Origin of the sequence: Bacillus sp. GbtcB14 (assembly GCF_019091205.1) — a bacterium.
Taxonomy (GTDB): domain Bacteria; phylum Bacillota; class Bacilli; order Bacillales; family Bacillaceae_G; genus Bacillus_A; species Bacillus_A cereus_AG.
The window spans coordinates 1-17,843 of sequence record NZ_JAGXJT010000003.1 but is presented as its reverse complement, the minus strand read 5'-3'; the positions used below and the strand labels follow the sequence as shown (position 1 = coordinate 17,843).

Sequence of the window (17,843 nt, the reverse complement as noted above, 5' to 3'; positions counted from 1 at the left end):
CTCCATTACTTCAATGTAAGAAATTCTGCAATTGGGCCAAGTACTAACATCGGGAAAAATGTTAACGCACCGACAATTACAATCGTTCCGATAAAAATGCCACCAAATAAACTATTATCCGTACGGAATGTCCCAACTGTTTCTGGTACTACCGTCTTCTCTTTCAATGAAGCTGCAACAGCTAGCATCGTAATTAAGCTGAAATAGCGTCCTAAAAACATAACTAAACCAGTGGTAATATTCCAAAACGGTGTATTATCTGCTAATCCTTCAAATCCAGATCCGTTATTCGCAGCTGACGATGTATACTCATATACAACTTGCGTTAAACCGTGGAAACCGGAGTGAGAAATTGCATCCGTTCCTAAACTCGTTGAGAGAGCTAATGCTGAAAATCCTAAAATAAGCAATGGATGAAATAATATCGTTACTGCAATCAATTTCATCTCCTTACCTTCAATCTTTTTACCTAAAAATTCTGGTGTCCGTCCAACCATTAATCCAGATATAAAGACTGCGATAATCGCATACATAATAATGTTCACAAATCCTGCTCCAACGCCGCCGTATACTGTATTTAACATCATATTTACGAGTGGTACTAGACCGCCAATTGGTGTTAACGTATCATGCATCGTATTCACCGCTCCGGTTTCAGCAGCTGTCGTTACTGTTGCGTATAATGAAGAAAATACTGTTCCGAACCTCACTTCTTTTCCTTCTGTACTTCCTTGTACATGTTCAATCCCCATTCCATTTAATACCGGATTCCCGTTTAGTTCAGATGTCGTAATCGTTATAAACCCTAGTAAAAACACCATGAATAGTGAAACGAAAAGGATGCGACCTTGTTTTTTATTTCCTACCATTCGTCCGTACGTAAATGGAAGTGCTGTTGGCAATAACATCATAAGCATCATTTGCAAAATATTACTCATTTGCCCTGGATTTTCAAAAGGATGTGTAGAGTTGGCTCCGAAAAATCCACCACCGTTATTTCCAAGTTCCTTAATGGACACGAATGATGCAACTGGTCCGCGTAATATACTTTGCTTTGCACCTTCAATCGTATGTGCTGTAACGGCACCGTCTAACGTTTGTGGTACGCCAAGGGCGACAAAGACTAGTGCTGCAATAAATGCGATAGGAAGAAATACTCTCGTTAGTGCTCTCGTAAAATCAACGAAAAAGTTACCGAGTTCTTTTCCAGCAAGCCCCCTTATAAACGCCATTACAAGTGCTAATGTCGTTGCCGGCGCTGCAAACATTAAAAATGTAATTCCGATTAATTGTGATAAATAAGATAAACCATTTTCACCGCTATAATGCTGTAAGTTTGTATCAGCCATAAAACTAATTGCTGTATTAAAAGCGAGCGTAGGCTCCATTCCTTCAATGTGTGCTGGATTTAATGGCAATACTCCTTGCAGTCTGAAAATGAAATATACGACAACAATCATAAATCCATTTAATAAAACTAATGACAACGCGTACTGTTTCCACGTTTGATTGTATTCTTTTACACCCGTAATTTTAAAAATAAGTTTTTCAAAAGGCCCGAATACTTTATCTAGCTTTTTACTCCCTTGAAAGGCTTTCTCTAAATAGATTCCCGTTGGCTTTGCCACAAGAATAAACAACAGCATTGTAATAACAACTGCGACCCAGATCATAATGAATGACTCCCCCTAATTAAAACTTTTCCGGATTTAATAATGCATACACTAAGTACACCGTAATTGCTGCAACAATAACCGATAAGGCAATCGTCATGATTGCTTCCCTTCTTTCACAACTTTATCTGACCAACTTGCAAGACTTGCCATCGATGCGACTAACACAACAAAAATCCCGATCATTACAACATCTAACATAGATATCCCTCTCTCTTGTAAAAATTTACCATTAAACAATCAAAAAAAGAACACTAAGCTCTACTTAGTGTTCGAAATGAACAACACAAAGTAAACCTCCTCTCTAAACGCTTACGAGGTTAGCTGTCGGATTCGGGCCTAAAGAGTAGCCCTACTTTCAAAACTGAAAGATTCACCCCAAGTGACGATGCACAAAATTGGTTCCCCCGCTCCATTTCTGGAACTCAGCGATTTTAGGTTTTTTTGGAAATTTTATGAATGATTTATGAGAGTAAATATACTCCTCTATATTTAACTTGTAAAGAGGCAAATTACTGAAAATAAGAAAATATCCATCTATTTAAACGCTTACATTGAGTGTTATTAATATTCTTTCATCTGTTTTCTCGCCTTTTCTTTCTTTTTCACAGAAATAACCTTTTAAATACGAAATCAAAAGAGCGAATGACATGAAGTGCATGGCTTGTTGCACTCAGCATTCGCTCTGTTTTCATTCACTATTTATTCCCCTCGTAAAAAAGCGCGTAAATTTCTCCCGCGAATATAAACTTGTGCTAATTCTACATGTAACTGTTCATATTCGTTAATATCCGTCTCTAAATATAAATTGTCCTTTGATGGTAATATAATATATGGCCTTGGAAACAGAGGATCAATCTGGATCAATTCTTGAACTCGCTCTACTGATACCGCCCAACGATTCGCTATATCTCCTAGTAGCAACACTTTCATCTTCCTCTCCCTCGCCCTATTCAAAAAATAAAAAAGAAATATTATCACAATTCGTAAACACGACAAATTTAGCTCCAATTGTTTCATAGAGCCTCGCTGGATATCGTTTATTCCTTGTAACAACAGTAATAGGTGCTTGAACAGAATAGCGAATGTGTTCTGTGAAGAAACTAACGATTGGAAGTTCATCTCCTAATAAAATCACCTTCTTAATACACTCACAAATACTAGTAAAATCTTGCTCCTTACTACAACTATACGTCCAATCAAATCCACAATCCCTAACTTCAGCCGCTATCTCTTCATTTGCTGTAAAAATAATTAACTCATGTTGAAATGCAACTAAATCTCTTAAACTGTTTACCTTACTTTCTCCTCCAACACAAATAAGTGTTAGTTCCATGTACCTCATCCTCCTTAGCATAAAAGAACTCAAACATAGATTGATATTCCCCTATACTAATCAGACCGATGAAGTGATGTATCCATCATGGCACCGTCCTCTCTCAAGACGCTTACGAAGTTAGCTGTCGGATTCGGACTTTGAGAGTAGCCCTACTTTCAAAATTGAAAGATTCACCCCGAGTGACGACGCACAAATTGGTTCCTCCGCTCCATATATTTGGACTCAGCGTATTACAAAAAATGTATTCTGGCTGATATATTACTCTTGTATTTGGAAAAAGTAAACAATAAATATTTACATTCAATAGGAATTTTCATTAATCATATTGTAATAATACTAGATAAAGAAATGATTAAAAATTAAAGGTGAAATGAGGATGGTATATGACCGAGGATAAAAAGAAAAATTTTATTCAAATAATAACTATTCTAGGAAATTCGTCACTAATAATTCTAGCGATATTGGTTACTATTCCTAGTTATACTGAATTCCGCACCACATTAGAAATCATTTTTTTACTTTCTTGTTTGTTATTAATTTATAGTAAATACTTAAGTAATAATAAGAAAGCTATGATTCCATACATTATATTTTTAATATTAATATCATCACACCTTGTATATACTTTACTCATCTAAGAAGGCACATTTAAACAAGCTAAACCAATCAAATAATCCCTATTAATATTTATAACCAGTGAGGGTATATCCCCACTGGTTAAATTTTCACTTATGCTTGTACTTCATTCAATTTATAAGCAAAATGATTCGTTGGTCCATGACCACTTCCAATATTCAACGGCTCTTCAATCGCTATACTAATAAATCGTTTTGCCTCTTGAACTGCCTCTTCAATTGAATACCCTTTAGCAAGTCCTGCTGTAACTGCAGACGCGAATGTACATCCGCTTCCGTGCGTTTGCTTCGAAGGAATTCGTTCACATCTAAATTCAATAAACGCTTCTCCATCAAAGAGTAAATCAATTACTTCATTACCTTGATATTCTGCATGTCCGCCCTTCATAAGCACATATTTAGCACCTAATTCGTGCAATACTTTCGCAGCTTCTTTACTATCTTCTATATTTTGAATCTCCATCCCAGTTAACACTTCTGCTTCCGGAACATTCGGTGTTACAACAGTTGCTACTGGTAATAAATATTCTTTTAATGCTTGTACTGCTTCTTGTTGTAATAGTGATGCACCGCCCTTAGCAATCATAACAGGGTCTAGTACAATATTATTCCAGCCAAATTTATTAATATGTTCTGCTACAATTTGAATAATTTCACTGCTAAATAACATTCCTAATTTCACAGCATCTGGTGTTAAATCCGTACCAATTGAATTCAGCTGTTCCGTAATACCTTCTAACGGAACTGGATATACCCCTTGAACGCCAAGCGTATTTTGAGCAGTAATTGCCGTAATAGCCGTCATCCCATACACACCAAGCTCTTGGAATGTTTTTAAATCTGCTTGAATACCAGCACCGCCACCACTATCAGATCCTGCAATTGTTAAAGCTTTATTTACTTTCATCCCACTCATCCTTTTCTACCCAAAATAGCGATGATAAATTGTTTTTGCTTCGCTTATATCTTTCGTTCCATGTACGAGTACACGACCATCTTTAAAAGCAACTAATCTCTTTTCTCCCACAGAAAATGATAATAAATATGGATTTACATTTAAATCATTCACACGATCATTCAGCAGCTCTTTGTATCGTTCAAAATCCATTTCCTCTTTATGAGGTGGTCTAATTTGAACTGTATTTCTCCCGCATAAAACTGCTGTTTTCGATGTATTTTCTTTATTTAAATACGGGTATATCGCATTTTCTCCGCACGAAGGACAATTGTGTTTACGAAGTTTTTGCACATTCATACATGAATATTCATTCTTCCACATATCAAACGATACAAGTCCATCTCGAAGTGATTCATAATCTTCTACTAGCAATTTCAGAGCTTCTGTTACTTGATGAGAAACGACAAGAGATACAGCAGGTGATATAATGCCCGCTGTATCACATGTCGCTCCGCCAAGCGGAATCGATTGTAATAAACATGATAAACATGGCGTTTTACTAGGAAGAATGGTGTAAGAAAGACCGTAACTCCCCACACATGCTCCGTAAATCCATGGAATAGAATACTTTTGCGCTATATCATTTACAATGAAACGCGTTTCGAAATTATCAGTTGCATCAATCATTACATCTACGTTTGTCACAAGTTCTTCTAACTCCTCAGCTGTTACATCTTGAACGAGAGCTTCTACTCTTACTTCACGATTGATCTCTTCTAGGCGTTTTTTTGCCGCTACAGCCTTCGGAAGATTATTTTCCACATCACTCTCTGCATACAATTGCTGCCTTTGTAAATTACTCCAATCGACATAATCCCGGTCCACAATCGTTACTGTGCCTACACCAGCTCTTACAAACATCTCTGCATTTGCACTACCTAATGCACCTGCGCCGATAATGAGTACATGCTTTTCTCTTATTTTTCGTTGCCCTTCTTCTCCAATTGGAGAAAATAATTCTTGGCGAGAATATCGATTATTCAACTACACTCATTCCTTCTAAAGGACTACTTGCAGTTGCACAACGTTTTCGTACAATACGCCCCGCTTCAAAGCCTAAACGTCCTGCTTCAATACTTAATTTCATTGCCTGTGCCATTTTAATAGGATCGTTTGCTCCTGACACAGCTGTATTTAATAACACGCCATCCGCTCCTAATTCCATTGCAAATGCCGCATCAGCTGGACTACCAATACCAGCATCAACGATAACTGGTACTGTCGCTTGTTCAATAATGAAGCTTAAATTTAACGGATTTACAATACCAAGCCCTGAACCAATCGGTGATGCTCCTGGCATAATGGCGTGTACGCCAAGTTCTTGTAATTTACGAGCTAATACAACATCATCAGATGTGTATGGTAGAACGATAAATCCTTCTTCTAGTAACATTTCAGATGCTTTTAATGTTTCGACTGGATCAGGTAATAACGTTCTATCATCCCCAATAACTTCTACTTTTATCATGTCACAAAGCCCTGAAGCTTTTGCTAATTTTGCAATTCGAACAGCTTCTTCAGCATTTTTTGCTCCTGCTGTATTTGGTAATAACGTATATTTTTTCACATCAAGTTTCTCTAATAAATTAGGTTGCTTTGCATCAAATATATCCATGCGACGTACTGCGAACGTTAAAATTTCAGCCTCAGAAACGTCAATTGCTTTTTGCTGTACATCAAAATCAGAGAATTTCCCTGTTCCTAATAAAAGTCTAGAATGAAATGAAAATGGCCCAATGTTTAACATAATCAACCGCCTCCTACGAAAGTTACAATCTCAATTTGGTCTCCATCAAAAACAGATGTATCGTTATGATCATCCTTTTGTAAAATATCTTTATTACGTTCTACTACAACAATTCTGTTATCTAACTCTAAATGTGTAAGTAGCTCAGCTACTGTTTTCACACTCTCTGGCACTTCAATTTGATTACCATTAATTTTTAAATTCAAACTCCCATCCCCTTTCTAAACCTTTTTAGAAAGCAATGAATCTAGCAAATGATTTTCCTGCTTTCCTTCTATTAAATCAGCCATATACTGACCAGAAACAGGACTTAATAAAATACCGTTTCGATAATGTCCAGTACAAGCATATAAACCTTTTATTTCTTCATGCTCTCCCATATAAGGAGCTTCATGATTCGATTGTGGTCTTAACCCTGCCCATGCGCTTTCCCACTCTGCTTCTTTTAAAGCTGGTAATATTGTATACGCGCGCTCTAATATAGAAGTAATACTTTCTGGTTGAACAGTTTTATTAAACGTATGGGGCTTCATCGTTGCTCCAATTACGTAACGTCCGCCGCGCTTTGGGGCAATGTAAAACCTTTCTTGGAAAATAGGCGCCTTTAAAAGTGGTTTTCTACTTCTTACCGCTACTACCTCTCCTTTAACTGGATATGTACCCCATTCGCGGTGAAAATGTCCTAGTAACTTCGTGCTCCATGAGCCACCCGCAATAACCACTTTTTCGCAAGTGATAATACCTTCGCTTGTCACAATCCCATTCACTTTATTATTTTCAATACGAACATCAAACACTTCTGTCTGTTCATATATATCCGCACCCGAGAATGATGCGGAATGTGCGAAGGCTTTCGTAAGCTCTGGTGCAATAACGTGACCATCTTTCGGATAATATACAGCCCCTATAATTGACTCAGATAGAAACGGCTCTTTCTCTCGTAAAAGGTCTCCCGTTAGAAAGTAAGAATCTTCACCTGTTTTCTGCTGCCAATCCATAATATGAAGAATTCTTTCCTTCTCCTCTTCATTTTGAGCAATGCGATAAATGCCTTTTTCTTCATACCCAATATCGATGCCTGTTTTTTCACGTAAAACTTCTGCAAGTTGTGGAAATATAGCACGGCTTTCTCTAGCAAGTTCAAATAACGGGTCATAAGCGTCCCATTCTGCCTGAACCCCAAGTAAACCAGCGGCTGCTTTCGAGGCTTCAGATGCAATTCTTTGCTTCTCTACAATCGCTACTTTATGTCCTCTTTCTGCTAGAAAATGTGCAACTGAACTACCAATTACACCACCGCCAATTATCGCTACATCATACTTCTTACACATGTTTTTCCGCCCACTTTCTTATTGATTCCTTATAAGATCTCGCTTTGCTGTACGGGTTACTACTACTTATAATCCCAGACATAACAGCAATACCACTGACACCGTTAGTAAGAACATCCCCAGTGTTTTCCGTGGTAATTCCACCAATTGCTGTTATCGGTATGGATAAACACTTTGCAATGTCTGAAACCTCTTCAAGCCCTCTCGCTGGCACACCTTTTTTACAATCTGTCGGAAATACATGACCATAGACGAGTGAATCCGCTCCATTCTTAAATGCATCGATCGCCTCTTCTAAAGAATGTACAGAATAGCCGACATGCAAATAAGAAAACTTTTCTTTCACCGACTTTACATTTGCGCTTCGATATCCTAGCTGCACGCGTGGAATGTTTAATAAAATAGCGATATCAATTCGATCATTTATCACTATTTTTGATGCCGGAAAGCCTTTCTTCAAAAGACTTTCCACACCTTCATACAAATCCTTCGTACTCTTCTCACGCTCACGAATATGCAAATAATCAATCTCACTTTCAATTTGCATCGCTACATTCACTAACTCTTCGAATGACATGTGACCATTTGAGATTACATGAAGCTCATTTTTCATATTCATTCGCCTACTTTAAAATGTTTTCGAATAACTCATCGGCCGGAACGATTTCTTTCGTCATTCCTTTATCTTTCAGCCATTTATTTTGTTTCTCCCATGATTCTTTTGAATCTGATAAGAATGGCTCATCTTTCGTTTCCATTTTCTCTAATAAAATTTTCATACTTTCTTTTTCAACTTCTGGTACAAGTGGGAAGTTTTCTTTTTCTTGATGATTTAATAAAATATTTAATGCTTCATCTGGATTTTTCTTCATGAAATCATAGCCTTTTTTCGTACCACGTAAGAAGGCTTGTAACGCTTCTTTATCTTTTTTCAACGTTTTATCACCTGTTACAAATACAAGCTCATGATAATTCGGTACACCGTAATCAGCTGGATTAAAGTACGCTGGTTCATGACCTTCATGACGCATAACAGGTACTTCATGGTTAATGTATGCCCCTGTTACCGCATCTACTTTTTTCGTAATTAATGCCGGTACTAGATCAAAGCCAACATCGACTACTTTCACTGTATCCGGATTACCACCAGCTTCTTTTACCATCGTTTTTAAATACATCTCACTTAAAGGTGTTCCAGAATATCCAACTGTTTTCCCCTCTAAATCTTTTGGCGATTGAATGCCTGCTGATTTCAGCGATACAACATGATTTAATGGTGAACGTACGACAGCTCCAATTGATTTCACCGGAATTTGTTCATTTGCTTTTGCCATGACAACATCTGGCTGATAATATAAGCCAACCGTTACTTTTCCTGCAGCTGCTAAAGTTAATGGATCAGTCGGATTAGAAGGGAATTTTATATTCACCTTTACTCCTTCTTCTTTAAAATAGCCTTTTTCAATTGCTGCATAAATAAAGCTATGTACCGCATTTGGGTACCAATCAAGCATGACCGTTATTTCTTTTTCCTTTTTCCCCTTATCTGATGCTGAATTACTAGAACATCCAGTAATCATTGCAACTAATAATGTCAACACAAAGATGCATTTTAACAATTTCATGAATACTTCCTCCAACTAATAAATTTCTTTTCTAATACCGAGATAAGTATGACGAAGAAAATAGCTAATAATGATAACAATACAATGGGTGCAAATACACCTGCTCCGTCTAACTGCGTCATCATTCTTTTACTGAAATATCCAAGCCCAGCTTGTGCACCGAGCCATTCACCGATTGCTGCCCCAATTACACTAAGCGGAACTGCAATTTTTAGAGCTGAGAAAAAATAAGGAAGAGCAGATGGTAACTTTAATTTAAGAAAAACATCTTTTTTCGTTGCCCCATACGTAACTAAGAGCTCCTCCCATTCTTTTTTCGTACTGCGCAGCCCATCATACGTATTGACCGCAATTGGGAAAAACGTAATTAAAACCGTAACAACAACCTTACTCCAGATCGTATATCCAAACCATAAAACGAAAAGTGGAGCAAGCGCTGTAATCGGAATCGTTTGTGAGGCAACTAATAATGGATAAAATGCTCTTTCCATCCAATTACTCGCATTCATTAACATCGCTAGTCCTACTCCAAGTACGATAGAAATAGCTACCCCTATTAAAACGACGTATAATGTTGCCGGCAAATGAACCGTGAATAATATATCTTTTAGTTTCCATATCTTCATTACAATTGCAGACGGTGACGGTAAAATGTACATTTCATCTATAATTCTTGCGCCTACTTCCCAAAAGACAAGTAAAATGCTAGAAAGTGTAAGGGCAGGTAATAACTCCTTCAACCGGCTCATCATACGAGTACCTGCCTTTGTAACATACTAAGAAGCTCATCTTTAAGCGCTAACACTTCAGGCTTATATAAATCTTTTCTTGTTCGATTACGATCAAGTGGTACAACCCTCTCGGTTAAAGTAGTTATCGGTTGATTTTCTACAACGAAAACTCGATTAGAAAGAAACAATGCTTCTTCCACATCATGAGTAATAAATAAAATTGTTTTTTCCCACTCTTTCCATTGTTCAAACAGCCACTCTTGCAAAGATGCCTTCGTTAAAGCGTCCAACGCGCTAAACGGTTCATCTAACAGCAATATCTCCCCGCCCGTTAATAAAGTTCGAATAAAAGATACGCGTTGCCTCATACCACCAGATAAATCTTTCGGATATTTTGTCTCATACCCTTGTAAGCCAAATTTATGTAACAATTCCTTTGCCTTTATTTGTGCTTCTTTCTTCTGTACACCTTGGCACTCTAGCGGCAGAGCAGCATTCTCAATAATCGTTCTCCACGGCAGAAGCATATCTTTTTGAGGCATATACCCTACAGGATGGCTCTTTGTTTCTGTCAGCTCTATCTGTCCAGTACTTGCTTCTTCTAAACCTGTAATAAGGCGAAATAAAGTACTTTTCCCGCATCCACTCGGTCCGATAATACTTACAAACTCTTTATCTTGTATAGAAGCATTTAATTCATTGATGATTGGCTTCTCATCATAATGAAAAGAAACATTATGAAACTGTAGTATGTTCTTGCTCCTCAAATCCCCACATCTCCTTACGATAGGACATATCCCAGAATAAATATTCAAATCGACTGGAATATAGGAAAATCTCCTCTAATCGATCTAGCTCTTTTTCAGACTTTCCAACTGCCATTTCATTTAATAAATCTATTAACCAAATACAAAGGTTACCGTATTCTTCAGAACTATATCCTTGAATCCACTCCCCAAAGAATTCATGATCTCTTGCTCCAGGAATATCATTTAAACGCTTTCCAATTTCCCAATAGCTCCACATACATGGAAGAAGTGCTGCTATTAATTCCGCAAGTGTGCCATTATGAGATACAGACATCATATAATTTGTATACGCTAAATTTTTAGCAGATGGCTTTGCAGACTCTATCTCCTCTATAGAAATTCCAAGTCTTTTTGCATACTGTTTATGGATTGTCATTTCTCCATTTAATATGCCATCAATTTGTTCAGCAAATTTCCCCATTACTTGTGGATTCGTTGCTTTTACAACACCAATAGCATATAGCTTTGCATAATCTAACAAATATAAATAATCTTGAATAATGTAATACTGAAACTTATCTTTTTCTAACGTGCCATCCCCCATACCTACTACAAACGGATGATTATGACTCATCTCCCAAACTGGTTGTACAGTATCTAATAATCTATCGCAAAATTTCATTTCGCTATCCCCTTTCAATTTATATATCTAAATAAAAAACCACTTCTAAATAAGAAGTGGTTACAGCAAATAAAATTATAATTTATTCGTTGCTCCACTTCCCTTCGCTAGTATTACCTAGATCAGGTCTGTAAGGGTTAAGGATTATTCCTCTCTCAGCACAACAAGCACCCCTAGTGGTTTCAATATGAAATTTTCAAATAAAAAAGCCCCGTTTCTATACGCAAAGAAACGGGGACTCATTATTAGTGTCCGAATTGCTTCCCTACGCTAGCATAATCTAGATCAGGTAATGAAAAGGATCAAAGGCTTACGGCCTACTCTCAGCTGGCAACACCAGCTCTCCTAGCAAACTATAAAATTATCACTGTCAGTATAACATCGTAATAAGACATCATCAACTATTTTAATTTTCTCAATTGTCAACAAAATAACAAAACTATATAATACTTATGTTCTATCTTAGAAATTATCATCCTAATTAATTGGATAAAAAGGAATCATTATCCTCAAAAAATTTATTTTTATGTTGATTTCATATTACATTTATGTGAATACACCCACTATATTATATCTTTATACTATAATAAAATTACAACTATACAACTAGAGGAGGTCTCTATTATATGAATATGAAAGCTACTGCTTTAACAGCAACTACTGTCGCAATTGCCTCTTTACTTCCTTCTATGGGAGAAACAAATGTACAAACAGCCAACGCTGAACAATTATCTAATGTGAAAACTGGATATGTCAAAGTCGATCAAGTAGCCTTACATACAAAAGATAACGCAAATAGCTCATCAATTGATACGATTCGCTTTAATACGAAAGTAAACATACTTGAAACAACTAATGGCTGGTATAAAGTATCTGTTAATAATAAAGTAGGTTACGTACAAAAAGATGCTATTCTACTAAAAAACAAACTTCAATCTAATAATCAATACATCGTTAATGCCAATGCATTAAACGTTCGTTCTGAACCTAATTTAGAATCTTCAATTTTAGATGTATTACCAAATGGGAAATTCGTTACCATTCAAGAAGAACAAGGCGAGTGGTATAAAATTTTACATAATGGCAAAACAGGTTACGTACAAAAAGCATTCGTGTCTAATGGTTCACAACCTTTAGTAAAAGGCATCACAGAAAATAATACGAAATACACAGTTGCAACACCTAAACTTAATGTACGTAGCAACGCTAGTACAAGTAGTGCACTACTTGGTTCATTACAAAATGGTACACAAATACAAGTAGTGGAAACTGTAGGAACTTGGTATAAAGTTCGTTTTGGCACAGGATACGGATATGTGGCAAAACATTATGTGGTGCAAAATCAAAATCAAACTCAAACAGCTCAACCTACTTCCATTCCAGCTGTTTTCAAATTCCCTACTCAAGGAAGAATTAGCTCAACCTTTGATATGCGTTGGGAACAAATGCATTATGGTATAGATATTGCAGCTCAGGGTAATGTCTCTATCCAGGCGGCAGCTGCAGGTAAAGTTGTGAAATCATATTATTCAGCTAGCTATGGCAATGTTGTGTTCATCGCCCATCAAATAAACGGGAAATTATATACAACAGTCTATGCACACATGAAAGATCGCACTGTACAAGCTGGTGATCAAGTACAAGCTGGACAATTAGTAGGTCATATGGGAAACACAGGTCATTCATACGGGCAACACCTTCATTTTGAATTACACAATGGAGAATGGAATTTTGAAAAAACAAATGCAGTAAACCCACTGCCATATTTAGTTAGGTAAATTGTATGCAACGCAATATCAATATACCTCTCTTAATTGAATACTTAGCCTTTTTAGGTTTAATCTGTTGTTTAATCATTTACAATACAAATACTGTATTTTTATCTATTATCATTGCTTTTGTTGCTTTAGAAATTATGATGGAATCCTTTCAAGTACAACTAAAACAAAAAATTGCCCATATATATAATGCCATCTTTCTATTAAGTGCCCTAATAACAAATATTATTAGTAATGGTTTTTATTTATCTACCGTATTTCCTGTATTCTTTATGGCTGTTTTATTATTCATAGCTAGATACATTCATGTCCCTACTAACAAAAAACACGAACAAAAAGCTTAGAAAGAGGAGACACTGTGTACCGATCTTTCAAAGATAATCCGATAAAATATATATTGAATTTATACACAAAAATAAATACTTTTTTTGGTATACAAGGAAGCAAGACGGCACAATTTCTCCTTTATGGAATGTTATTTCTCGTCTTAATTGCGTTCTCCTTGCTTTATTAATAAAAAAAGGATCTCACATAAACTTGAGATCCTTTTTAATTTATATAGAAAATGCTCTTTATCCACAAGCATATTTTTCATAAATAAAGCTCAGATTATATTTTTTCTCTAAGCTCATTCTTTGTTCATCATCACACCAATAGAACAAAATATCATGAATTGTTGCATAACGCTTATTTTTAAGAAATAGTTTAAAGAATGATGGTAAACAATCATGTAATTGTATAAATATATAATTGCGTAATATTTCTTCTTTATATTCAATGCCCTTACAAATATACAGTAATTCTTCACAATAATATGCATGTTGTGGAACTTGAATCATTTCGAAAAATGGCACATATGATAATAACTTCCCGATAAAATAATCATATCGATCCATTATTCCTATCGTCATATGCTCCATCATTTCTTTCATTACATATAAATAATCATCTACATGAGTAGTTTTCAATGGGTCTAATCGATCTGAAATTTGAGAAAGTACAGCTCTTTGACAAGCTAACACCGCTTGACTAGGTCCATAATATGATAGGAAGTCTGTACACTTACGATATTTTCGTAATAAGTCATGTGTGTATAAGTCATACACAAACGTATTACAATACATCGCTAGACTCATCATATCACTATTTAATTGCTCTTTTGATAGTAATTTAGCTCTCTTACACATATAAAAGAATGTAAATTCCAATACTTCTTTATGAGATAATAGATGTTTACAATCCGTTATACATTTCTCATTAAATTTAACCCTATCCCAAATTTCTACATCCCCATCAGTCAATTCACCAATACGATATTTAATAATTAAATAGTTTAAAGCAACCGCTTGCGTCAAAAGATCCCACGTTTCATATTCCAATGAAGTGTGAACAAACTCAGCTAGTCCTTGAGTTATCATAAAAGTATTTGCTTCTTCATACCACCCAATCTCTTGGCATAAGCGAAGAATACGTACTAGAGTTGGAATTTCATCTTTATGAAACTGCGGCAAATTCTTTACTTTATCCATTCCGTATACGATAAATGCTGCTAAATTTTCTTCTTTATAAAATTCTTTTTCTTTCCACACTAATATAGTTCGTTCTTTCCCTTCACCTTTTGGATGACAAGGTACAAGCAAAGAAAATAATTCAGCGAAATTATTTGGTTCTATATATGTATCTGTAACCAAATTCCAATTTGGATCGCGCTGTACAGCCCTCATATAATTCCCCTTCCCTTTTGTCTACATAGGAAATATTAATCCATTATTACATCATTAACAATGAATATTGTTATATTCAAAATTTTTCATAATACTTATATCTATCAGTATATCATTTTTTCTCTTATTTAAAATTAGGAATGACAAATTTAAAAAAACTGTCGAAATTACTAACTGTATACTTATATTATATAATGTCTCAGATACACCATGCTAACATATTAGTTTAATCCATATATACTAGAATAATGCATCTGATTTTTATACGTAACTTATCCCACTAATGAAAGTCTCTCTTCATTCCGTATGCTCCGAAATTTCGCTTAAAGCAAATCCGGCTTGATCATCTGCCGATTCTCTTATAGCTAAATCACCTAGTGCTAACATCCCAACGAGTTGACCACTCTCAACTACTGGTAATCGTCTAATTTGGTACTGTGCCATTAACTCTGTAGCTTTTTCAATAGAATCATCTGGAGAAACTGAAACAATGTTTGTTGTCATTACATTTGTAATTTTATTAGATCCAGGATGTTTCTCAGCAATCCCACGAACAACTAAATCTCGGTCCGTAACAAGCCCAACAACTTGCTCATTTTCAATAACTGGAATCAATCCAATCGATTCTTCTTTCATCTTTACAGCAGCCTCATATACATTGTCTAGCGGTGTACAATGTACAACATGAGTACTCATAAAGTCTCTCACTCGTGTCATTTTTGTCTCCTCCTTTTTATACATACCATAGCTTTTCCTAAATCCCTTTATTTATTTCAGGAAAATCAGTTGATAAAGAAGGATTCACGCACAATAAAAAAGAGTCAGCAATATGCTGACTCTTTTTTTATGACCCGTACGGGATTCGAACCCGTGTTACCGCCGTGAAAGGGCGGTGTCTTAACCACTTGACCAACGGGCCATGGCTCCGCAGGTAGGACTCGAACCTACGACCGATCGGTTAACAGCCGATAGCTCTACCACTGAGCTACTGCGGAATAATATATATGGTGGGCCTAAATGGACTCGAACCATCGACCTCACGCTTATCAGGCGTGCGCTCTAACCAGCTGAGCTATAGGCCCATATACTTTACAGGGGCAGTAGGAATCGAACCCACACTGGAGGTTTTGGAGACCTCAGTTCTACCTTTAAACTATGCCCCTAAAGGATGCCGACTAGAGGACTTGAACCCCCAACCTACTGATTACAAGTCAGTTGCTCTACCAATTGAGCTAAGTCGGCATAAAAAAATGGTGGCTCGGGACGGAATCGAACCGCCGACACGAGGATTTTCAGTCCTCTGCTCTACCGACTGAGCTACCGAGCCAACATAAATGGCGGTCCCGACCGGGGTCGAACCGGCGATCTCCTGCGTGACAGGCAGGCATGTTAACCACTACACCACGGGACCATTTGGTTGCGGGGACAGGATTTGAACCTGCGACCTTCGGGTTATGAGCCCGACGAGCTACCGTGCTGCTCCACCCCGCGACAATATAATATTTTTTTAAAAAAATGGAGGAGGTAGAGGGATTCGAACCCCCGCGCGACTCTCGCCGCCTGTCGGTTTTCAAGACCGATCCCTTCAGCCGAACTTGGGTATACCTCCATGAAGGAAAAATAAAAATTTTATTATTATATGTATGTAAACCACTTAAAAGAAAATGGAGGAGGTAGAGGGATTCGAACCCCCGCGCGATTCTCACCGCCTGTCGGTTTTCAAGACCGATCCCTTCAGCCGAACTTGGGTATACCTCCGAGACATATAATAGATAAAGTGGAGCCTAGCGGGATCGAACCGCTGACCTCCTGCGTGCAAGGCAGGCGCTCTCCCAGCTGAGCTAAGGCCCCATGTTTTTGGAAAATCGGGAAGACAGGATTTGAACCTGCGACCCCCTGGTCCCAAACCAGGTGCTCTACCAAGCTGAGCCACTTCCCGTTAATAAAAGCGCGCCCGAGAGGAGTCGAACCCCTAACCTCTTGATCCGTAGTCAAACGCTCTATCCAATTGAGCTACGGGCGCATATGGTGCCGAGGGCGGGGGTCGAACCCGCACGGTGGTCACCCACCGCAGGATTTTAAGTCCTGTGCGTCTGCCTGTTCCGCCACCCCGGCATGTCATATTGAAAATTGGAGCGGAAGACGGGATTCGAACCCGCGACCCCAACCTTGGCAAGGTTGTATTCTACCACTGAACTACTTCCGCAAGACATGTATGAGTTATTTTATTAAAAGTGCGGGTGAAGGGAGTCGAACCCCCACGCCAAAGGCGCTAGATCCTAAGTCTAGTGCGTCTGCCAATTCCGCCACACCCGCATATTAATTATTTAAAGAAAAAATGGGGCGACTGATGGGAATCGAACCCACGAATGCCGGAGCCACAATCCGGTGCGTTAACCACTTCGCCACAACCGCCATGATTTTCTGGTGCCGACTAGAGGACTTGAACCCCCAACCTACTGATTACAAGTCAGTTGCTCTACCAATTGAGCTAAGTCGGCTAAATGGTGGAGGATGACGGGATCGAACCGCCGACCCCCTGCTTGTAAGGCAGGTGCTCTCCCAGCTGAGCTAATCCTCCATTTGCCTGGCAACGTCCTACTCTCACAGGGACAAGGTCCCAACTACCATCGGCGCTAGAGAGCTTAACTTCCGTGTTCGGTATGGGAACGGGTGTGACCTCTCTGCCATCATTACCAGACTGTATTCATTTAAGACAAGAATCATTGTAACTTATTTAACTTTTAAAGTCAACAAGTTTTTTATATTCTTTCAAAACTAGATAACATTGCTTCATATTATATGGTTAAGTCCTCGATCTATTAGTATTCGTCAGCTCCACATGTCACCATGCTTCCACCTCGAACCTAT

19 protein-coding genes, 19 tRNA genes, 1 rRNA gene and 4 riboswitches are annotated in these 17,843 nt (G+C 37.5%); of the genes, 2 read left to right on the top strand and 37 right to left on the bottom strand.

Translation table 11 applies throughout. The features are described from left to right. Positions 1–5: 5 nt before the first annotated feature. The 15 genes from kdpA to tenA all read right to left on the bottom strand — a co-directional run bounded on the left by kdpA (position 6) and on the right by tenA (position 11,470). On the bottom strand, positions 6–1,673 hold the full coding sequence (kdpA, locus tag KVT31_RS09100; RefSeq protein ID WP_088095218.1) for a potassium-transporting ATPase subunit KdpA: 1,668 nt from the start codon (positions 1,671–1,673) through the stop codon (positions 6–8). Positions 1,674–1,692: 19 nt separating this feature from the next. Continuing rightward, positions 1,693–1,773 carry a K(+)-transporting ATPase subunit F gene (gene kdpF / locus KVT31_RS09095; RefSeq protein WP_000150656.1) on the bottom strand — a complete coding sequence of 27 codons (81 nt, stop codon included), beginning with the start codon at positions 1,771–1,773 and terminating at the stop codon, positions 1,693–1,695. Further along, positions 1,770–1,874, bottom strand: a complete 105-nt coding sequence (locus tag KVT31_RS09090; RefSeq protein WP_000887889.1) for a SipW-dependent-type signal peptide-containing protein — start codon at positions 1,872–1,874, stop codon at positions 1,770–1,772. The genes kdpF and KVT31_RS09090 overlap by 4 nt, the downstream gene beginning before the upstream one ends. 94 nt (positions 1,875–1,968) lie before the next feature. Continuing rightward, positions 1,969–2,114: riboswitch (cyclic di-AMP (ydaO/yuaA leader) on the bottom strand. Positions 2,115–2,375: 261 nt separating this feature from the next. Continuing rightward, entirely contained in the window at positions 2,376–2,606 is a 231-nt protein-coding gene (locus tag KVT31_RS09085; RefSeq protein ID WP_140392348.1) for a hypothetical protein, read from the bottom strand. Between the two features lie 16 nt (positions 2,607–2,622). Further along, entirely contained in the window at positions 2,623–3,009 is a 387-nt protein-coding gene (locus KVT31_RS09080; RefSeq protein WP_048562513.1) for a hypothetical protein, read from the bottom strand. Between the two features lie 93 nt (positions 3,010–3,102). Continuing rightward, a riboswitch (cyclic di-AMP (ydaO/yuaA leader) is annotated at positions 3,103–3,250 on the bottom strand. 491 nt (positions 3,251–3,741) lie between these two features. Continuing rightward, positions 3,742–4,563: a bifunctional hydroxymethylpyrimidine kinase/phosphomethylpyrimidine kinase gene (gene thiD / locus KVT31_RS09075; RefSeq protein WP_140392347.1), complete on the bottom strand. Its 822-nt coding sequence runs from the start codon at positions 4,561–4,563 to the stop codon at positions 3,742–3,744. A 6-nt stretch (positions 4,564–4,569) separates the two neighbouring features. Continuing rightward, positions 4,570–5,589: a thiazole biosynthesis adenylyltransferase ThiF gene (thiF, locus tag KVT31_RS09070; RefSeq protein ID WP_088095213.1), complete on the bottom strand. Its 1,020-nt coding sequence runs from the start codon at positions 5,587–5,589 to the stop codon at positions 4,570–4,572. Then, positions 5,582–6,352: a thiazole synthase gene (gene thiG, locus KVT31_RS09065; protein ID WP_088095212.1), complete on the bottom strand. Its 771-nt coding sequence runs from the start codon at positions 6,350–6,352 to the stop codon at positions 5,582–5,584. Before thiG ends, thiF begins: the two co-directional genes overlap by 8 nt. Positions 6,353–6,354: 2 nt before the next feature. After that, on the bottom strand, positions 6,355–6,558 hold the full coding sequence (thiS, locus tag KVT31_RS09060; RefSeq protein WP_088095211.1) for a sulfur carrier protein ThiS: 204 nt from the start codon (positions 6,556–6,558) through the stop codon (positions 6,355–6,357). A 15-nt stretch (positions 6,559–6,573) separates the two neighbouring features. After that, entirely contained in the window at positions 6,574–7,683 is a 1,110-nt protein-coding gene (thiO, locus tag KVT31_RS09055; RefSeq protein WP_088095210.1) for a glycine oxidase ThiO, read from the bottom strand. Further along, positions 7,676–8,296 (bottom strand): thiazole tautomerase TenI, encoded by a 621-nt coding sequence (tenI, locus tag KVT31_RS09050; RefSeq protein ID WP_088095209.1) that lies wholly within the window; start codon positions 8,294–8,296, stop codon positions 7,676–7,678. The genes thiO and tenI overlap by 8 nt, the downstream gene beginning before the upstream one ends. A 10-nt stretch (positions 8,297–8,306) precedes the next feature. After that, entirely contained in the window at positions 8,307–9,308 is a 1,002-nt protein-coding gene (locus KVT31_RS09045; RefSeq protein WP_088095208.1) for an ABC transporter substrate-binding protein, read from the bottom strand. Continuing rightward, on the bottom strand, positions 9,305–10,057 hold the full coding sequence (locus KVT31_RS09040; RefSeq protein WP_088095261.1) for an ABC transporter permease: 753 nt from the start codon (positions 10,055–10,057) through the stop codon (positions 9,305–9,307). Before KVT31_RS09040 ends, KVT31_RS09045 begins: the two co-directional genes overlap by 4 nt. Continuing rightward, the gene (locus KVT31_RS09035) at positions 10,057–10,806 is read right to left on the bottom strand and encodes an ABC transporter ATP-binding protein (protein WP_088095207.1); all 750 of its coding nucleotides are present in this window, start codon (positions 10,804–10,806) and stop codon (positions 10,057–10,059) included. The genes KVT31_RS09040 and KVT31_RS09035 overlap by 1 nt, the downstream gene beginning before the upstream one ends. Next, entirely contained in the window at positions 10,775–11,470 is a 696-nt protein-coding gene (gene tenA, locus KVT31_RS09030; RefSeq protein WP_088095206.1) for a thiaminase II, read from the bottom strand. Before tenA ends, KVT31_RS09035 begins: the two co-directional genes overlap by 32 nt. 82 nt (positions 11,471–11,552) lie before the next feature. Beyond that, positions 11,553–11,655: riboswitch (TPP riboswitch) on the bottom strand. A gap of 60 nt (positions 11,656–11,715) precedes the next feature. Next, positions 11,716–11,827: riboswitch (TPP riboswitch) on the bottom strand. 269 nt (positions 11,828–12,096) lie between these two features. On the opposite strand from tenA, the gene KVT31_RS09025 reads away from it, so the two are divergent. Both KVT31_RS09025 and KVT31_RS09020 read left to right on the top strand, forming a co-directional pair. Beyond that, entirely contained in the window at positions 12,097–13,248 is a 1,152-nt protein-coding gene (locus KVT31_RS09025) for an SH3 domain-containing protein (RefSeq protein WP_088095205.1), read from the top strand. Between the two features lie 5 nt (positions 13,249–13,253). Beyond that, positions 13,254–13,592, top strand: coding sequence for a hypothetical protein (locus KVT31_RS09020; RefSeq protein WP_087979487.1), 339 nt, complete (start codon positions 13,254–13,256; stop codon positions 13,590–13,592). Positions 13,593–13,820: 228 nt separating this feature from the next. On the opposite strand, the gene KVT31_RS09015 is transcribed toward KVT31_RS09020, so the two are convergent. The 22 genes from KVT31_RS09015 to rrf all read right to left on the bottom strand — a co-directional run bounded on the left by KVT31_RS09015 (position 13,821) and on the right by rrf (position 17,673). Further along, entirely contained in the window at positions 13,821–14,972 is a 1,152-nt protein-coding gene (locus KVT31_RS09015; RefSeq protein WP_088095204.1) for a DUF3965 domain-containing protein, read from the bottom strand. Positions 14,973–15,269: 297 nt separating this feature from the next. After that, entirely contained in the window at positions 15,270–15,689 is a 420-nt protein-coding gene (locus KVT31_RS09010) for a CBS domain-containing protein (protein ID WP_088095203.1), read from the bottom strand. Between the two features lie 130 nt (positions 15,690–15,819). After that, a tRNA-Glu gene (locus KVT31_RS09005) sits at positions 15,820–15,891 on the bottom strand. A 1-nt stretch (position 15,892) separates the two neighbouring features. Further along, positions 15,893–15,967 (bottom strand) — tRNA-Asn (locus KVT31_RS09000). Between the two features lie 10 nt (positions 15,968–15,977). Next, a tRNA-Ile gene (locus KVT31_RS08995) sits at positions 15,978–16,054 on the bottom strand. Positions 16,055–16,064: 10 nt separating this feature from the next. After that, positions 16,065–16,135: transfer RNA gene (locus KVT31_RS08990), tRNA-Trp, on the bottom strand. 6 nt (positions 16,136–16,141) lie between these two features. Beyond that, positions 16,142–16,214 (bottom strand) — tRNA-Thr (locus tag KVT31_RS08985). A gap of 9 nt (positions 16,215–16,223) precedes the next feature. Continuing rightward, positions 16,224–16,299: transfer RNA gene (locus KVT31_RS08980), tRNA-Phe, on the bottom strand. An 8-nt stretch (positions 16,300–16,307) separates the two neighbouring features. Continuing rightward, positions 16,308–16,383: transfer RNA gene (locus tag KVT31_RS08975), tRNA-Asp, on the bottom strand. A gap of 3 nt (positions 16,384–16,386) precedes the next feature. Further along, positions 16,387–16,463 (bottom strand) — tRNA-Met (locus tag KVT31_RS08970). A gap of 25 nt (positions 16,464–16,488) precedes the next feature. Further along, positions 16,489–16,581: transfer RNA gene (locus tag KVT31_RS08965), tRNA-Ser, on the bottom strand. 56 nt (positions 16,582–16,637) lie between these two features. Further along, a tRNA-Ser gene (locus KVT31_RS08960) sits at positions 16,638–16,730 on the bottom strand. 20 nt (positions 16,731–16,750) lie between these two features. Continuing rightward, a tRNA-Ala gene (locus tag KVT31_RS08955) sits at positions 16,751–16,823 on the bottom strand. A 14-nt stretch (positions 16,824–16,837) separates the two neighbouring features. Beyond that, positions 16,838–16,911: transfer RNA gene (locus tag KVT31_RS08950), tRNA-Pro, on the bottom strand. Positions 16,912–16,921: 10 nt separating this feature from the next. After that, positions 16,922–16,995 (bottom strand) — tRNA-Arg (locus KVT31_RS08945). A gap of 3 nt (positions 16,996–16,998) precedes the next feature. Further along, positions 16,999–17,087: transfer RNA gene (locus tag KVT31_RS08940), tRNA-Leu, on the bottom strand. A 16-nt stretch (positions 17,088–17,103) separates the two neighbouring features. After that, positions 17,104–17,178: transfer RNA gene (locus tag KVT31_RS08935), tRNA-Gly, on the bottom strand. Positions 17,179–17,207: 29 nt separating this feature from the next. Further along, positions 17,208–17,288: transfer RNA gene (locus tag KVT31_RS08930), tRNA-Leu, on the bottom strand. A 23-nt stretch (positions 17,289–17,311) separates the two neighbouring features. Further along, positions 17,312–17,387 (bottom strand) — tRNA-His (locus KVT31_RS08925). A gap of 10 nt (positions 17,388–17,397) precedes the next feature. Next, positions 17,398–17,473: transfer RNA gene (locus KVT31_RS08920), tRNA-Thr, on the bottom strand. 4 nt (positions 17,474–17,477) lie between these two features. Beyond that, positions 17,478–17,553: transfer RNA gene (locus KVT31_RS08915), tRNA-Val, on the bottom strand. 4 nt (positions 17,554–17,557) lie between these two features. Continuing rightward, positions 17,558–17,673, bottom strand: a 5S ribosomal RNA gene (rrf, locus tag KVT31_RS08910). Positions 17,674–17,843 lie beyond the last annotated feature (170 nt).

Bases quoted from the DNA above. Each gene is read 5' to 3' on its own strand.
- KVT31_RS09040 (WP_088095261.1), bottom strand. From the start codon at position 10,057: ATGAGCCGGTTGAAGGAGTTATTACCTGCCCTTACACTTTCTAGCATT.
- KVT31_RS09085 (WP_140392348.1), bottom strand. From the start codon at position 2,606: ATGAAAGTGTTGCTACTAGGAGATATAGCGAATCGTTGGGCGGTATCA.
- thiO (WP_088095210.1), bottom strand. From the start codon at position 7,683: ATGTGTAAGAAGTATGATGTAGCGATAATTGGCGGTGGTGTAATTGGT.
- kdpA (WP_088095218.1), bottom strand. From the start codon at position 1,673: ATGATCTGGGTCGCAGTTGTTATTACAATGCTGTTGTTTATTCTTGTG.
- KVT31_RS09020 (WP_087979487.1), top strand. From the start codon at position 13,254: ATGCAACGCAATATCAATATACCTCTCTTAATTGAATACTTAGCCTTT.
- KVT31_RS09090 (WP_000887889.1), bottom strand. From the start codon at position 1,874: ATGTTAGATGTTGTAATGATCGGGATTTTTGTTGTGTTAGTCGCATCG.
- KVT31_RS09045 (WP_088095208.1), bottom strand. From the start codon at position 9,308: ATGAAATTGTTAAAATGCATCTTTGTGTTGACATTATTAGTTGCAATG.
- thiG (WP_088095212.1), bottom strand. From the start codon at position 6,352: ATGTTAAACATTGGGCCATTTTCATTTCATTCTAGACTTTTATTAGGA.
- KVT31_RS09015 (WP_088095204.1), bottom strand. From the start codon at position 14,972: ATGAGGGCTGTACAGCGCGATCCAAATTGGAATTTGGTTACAGATACA.
- tenA (WP_088095206.1), bottom strand. From the start codon at position 11,470: ATGAAATTTTGCGATAGATTATTAGATACTGTACAACCAGTTTGGGAG.
- KVT31_RS09025 (WP_088095205.1), top strand. From the start codon at position 12,097: ATGAATATGAAAGCTACTGCTTTAACAGCAACTACTGTCGCAATTGCC.
- tenI (WP_088095209.1), bottom strand. From the start codon at position 8,296: ATGAAAAATGAGCTTCATGTAATCTCAAATGGTCACATGTCATTCGAA.
- KVT31_RS09010 (WP_088095203.1), bottom strand. From the start codon at position 15,689: ATGACACGAGTGAGAGACTTTATGAGTACTCATGTTGTACATTGTACA.
- thiD (WP_140392347.1), bottom strand. From the start codon at position 4,563: ATGAGTGGGATGAAAGTAAATAAAGCTTTAACAATTGCAGGATCTGAT.
- KVT31_RS09080 (WP_048562513.1), bottom strand. From the start codon at position 3,009: ATGGAACTAACACTTATTTGTGTTGGAGGAGAAAGTAAGGTAAACAGT.
- kdpF (WP_000150656.1), bottom strand. From the start codon at position 1,773: ATGACGATTGCCTTATCGGTTATTGTTGCAGCAATTACGGTGTACTTA.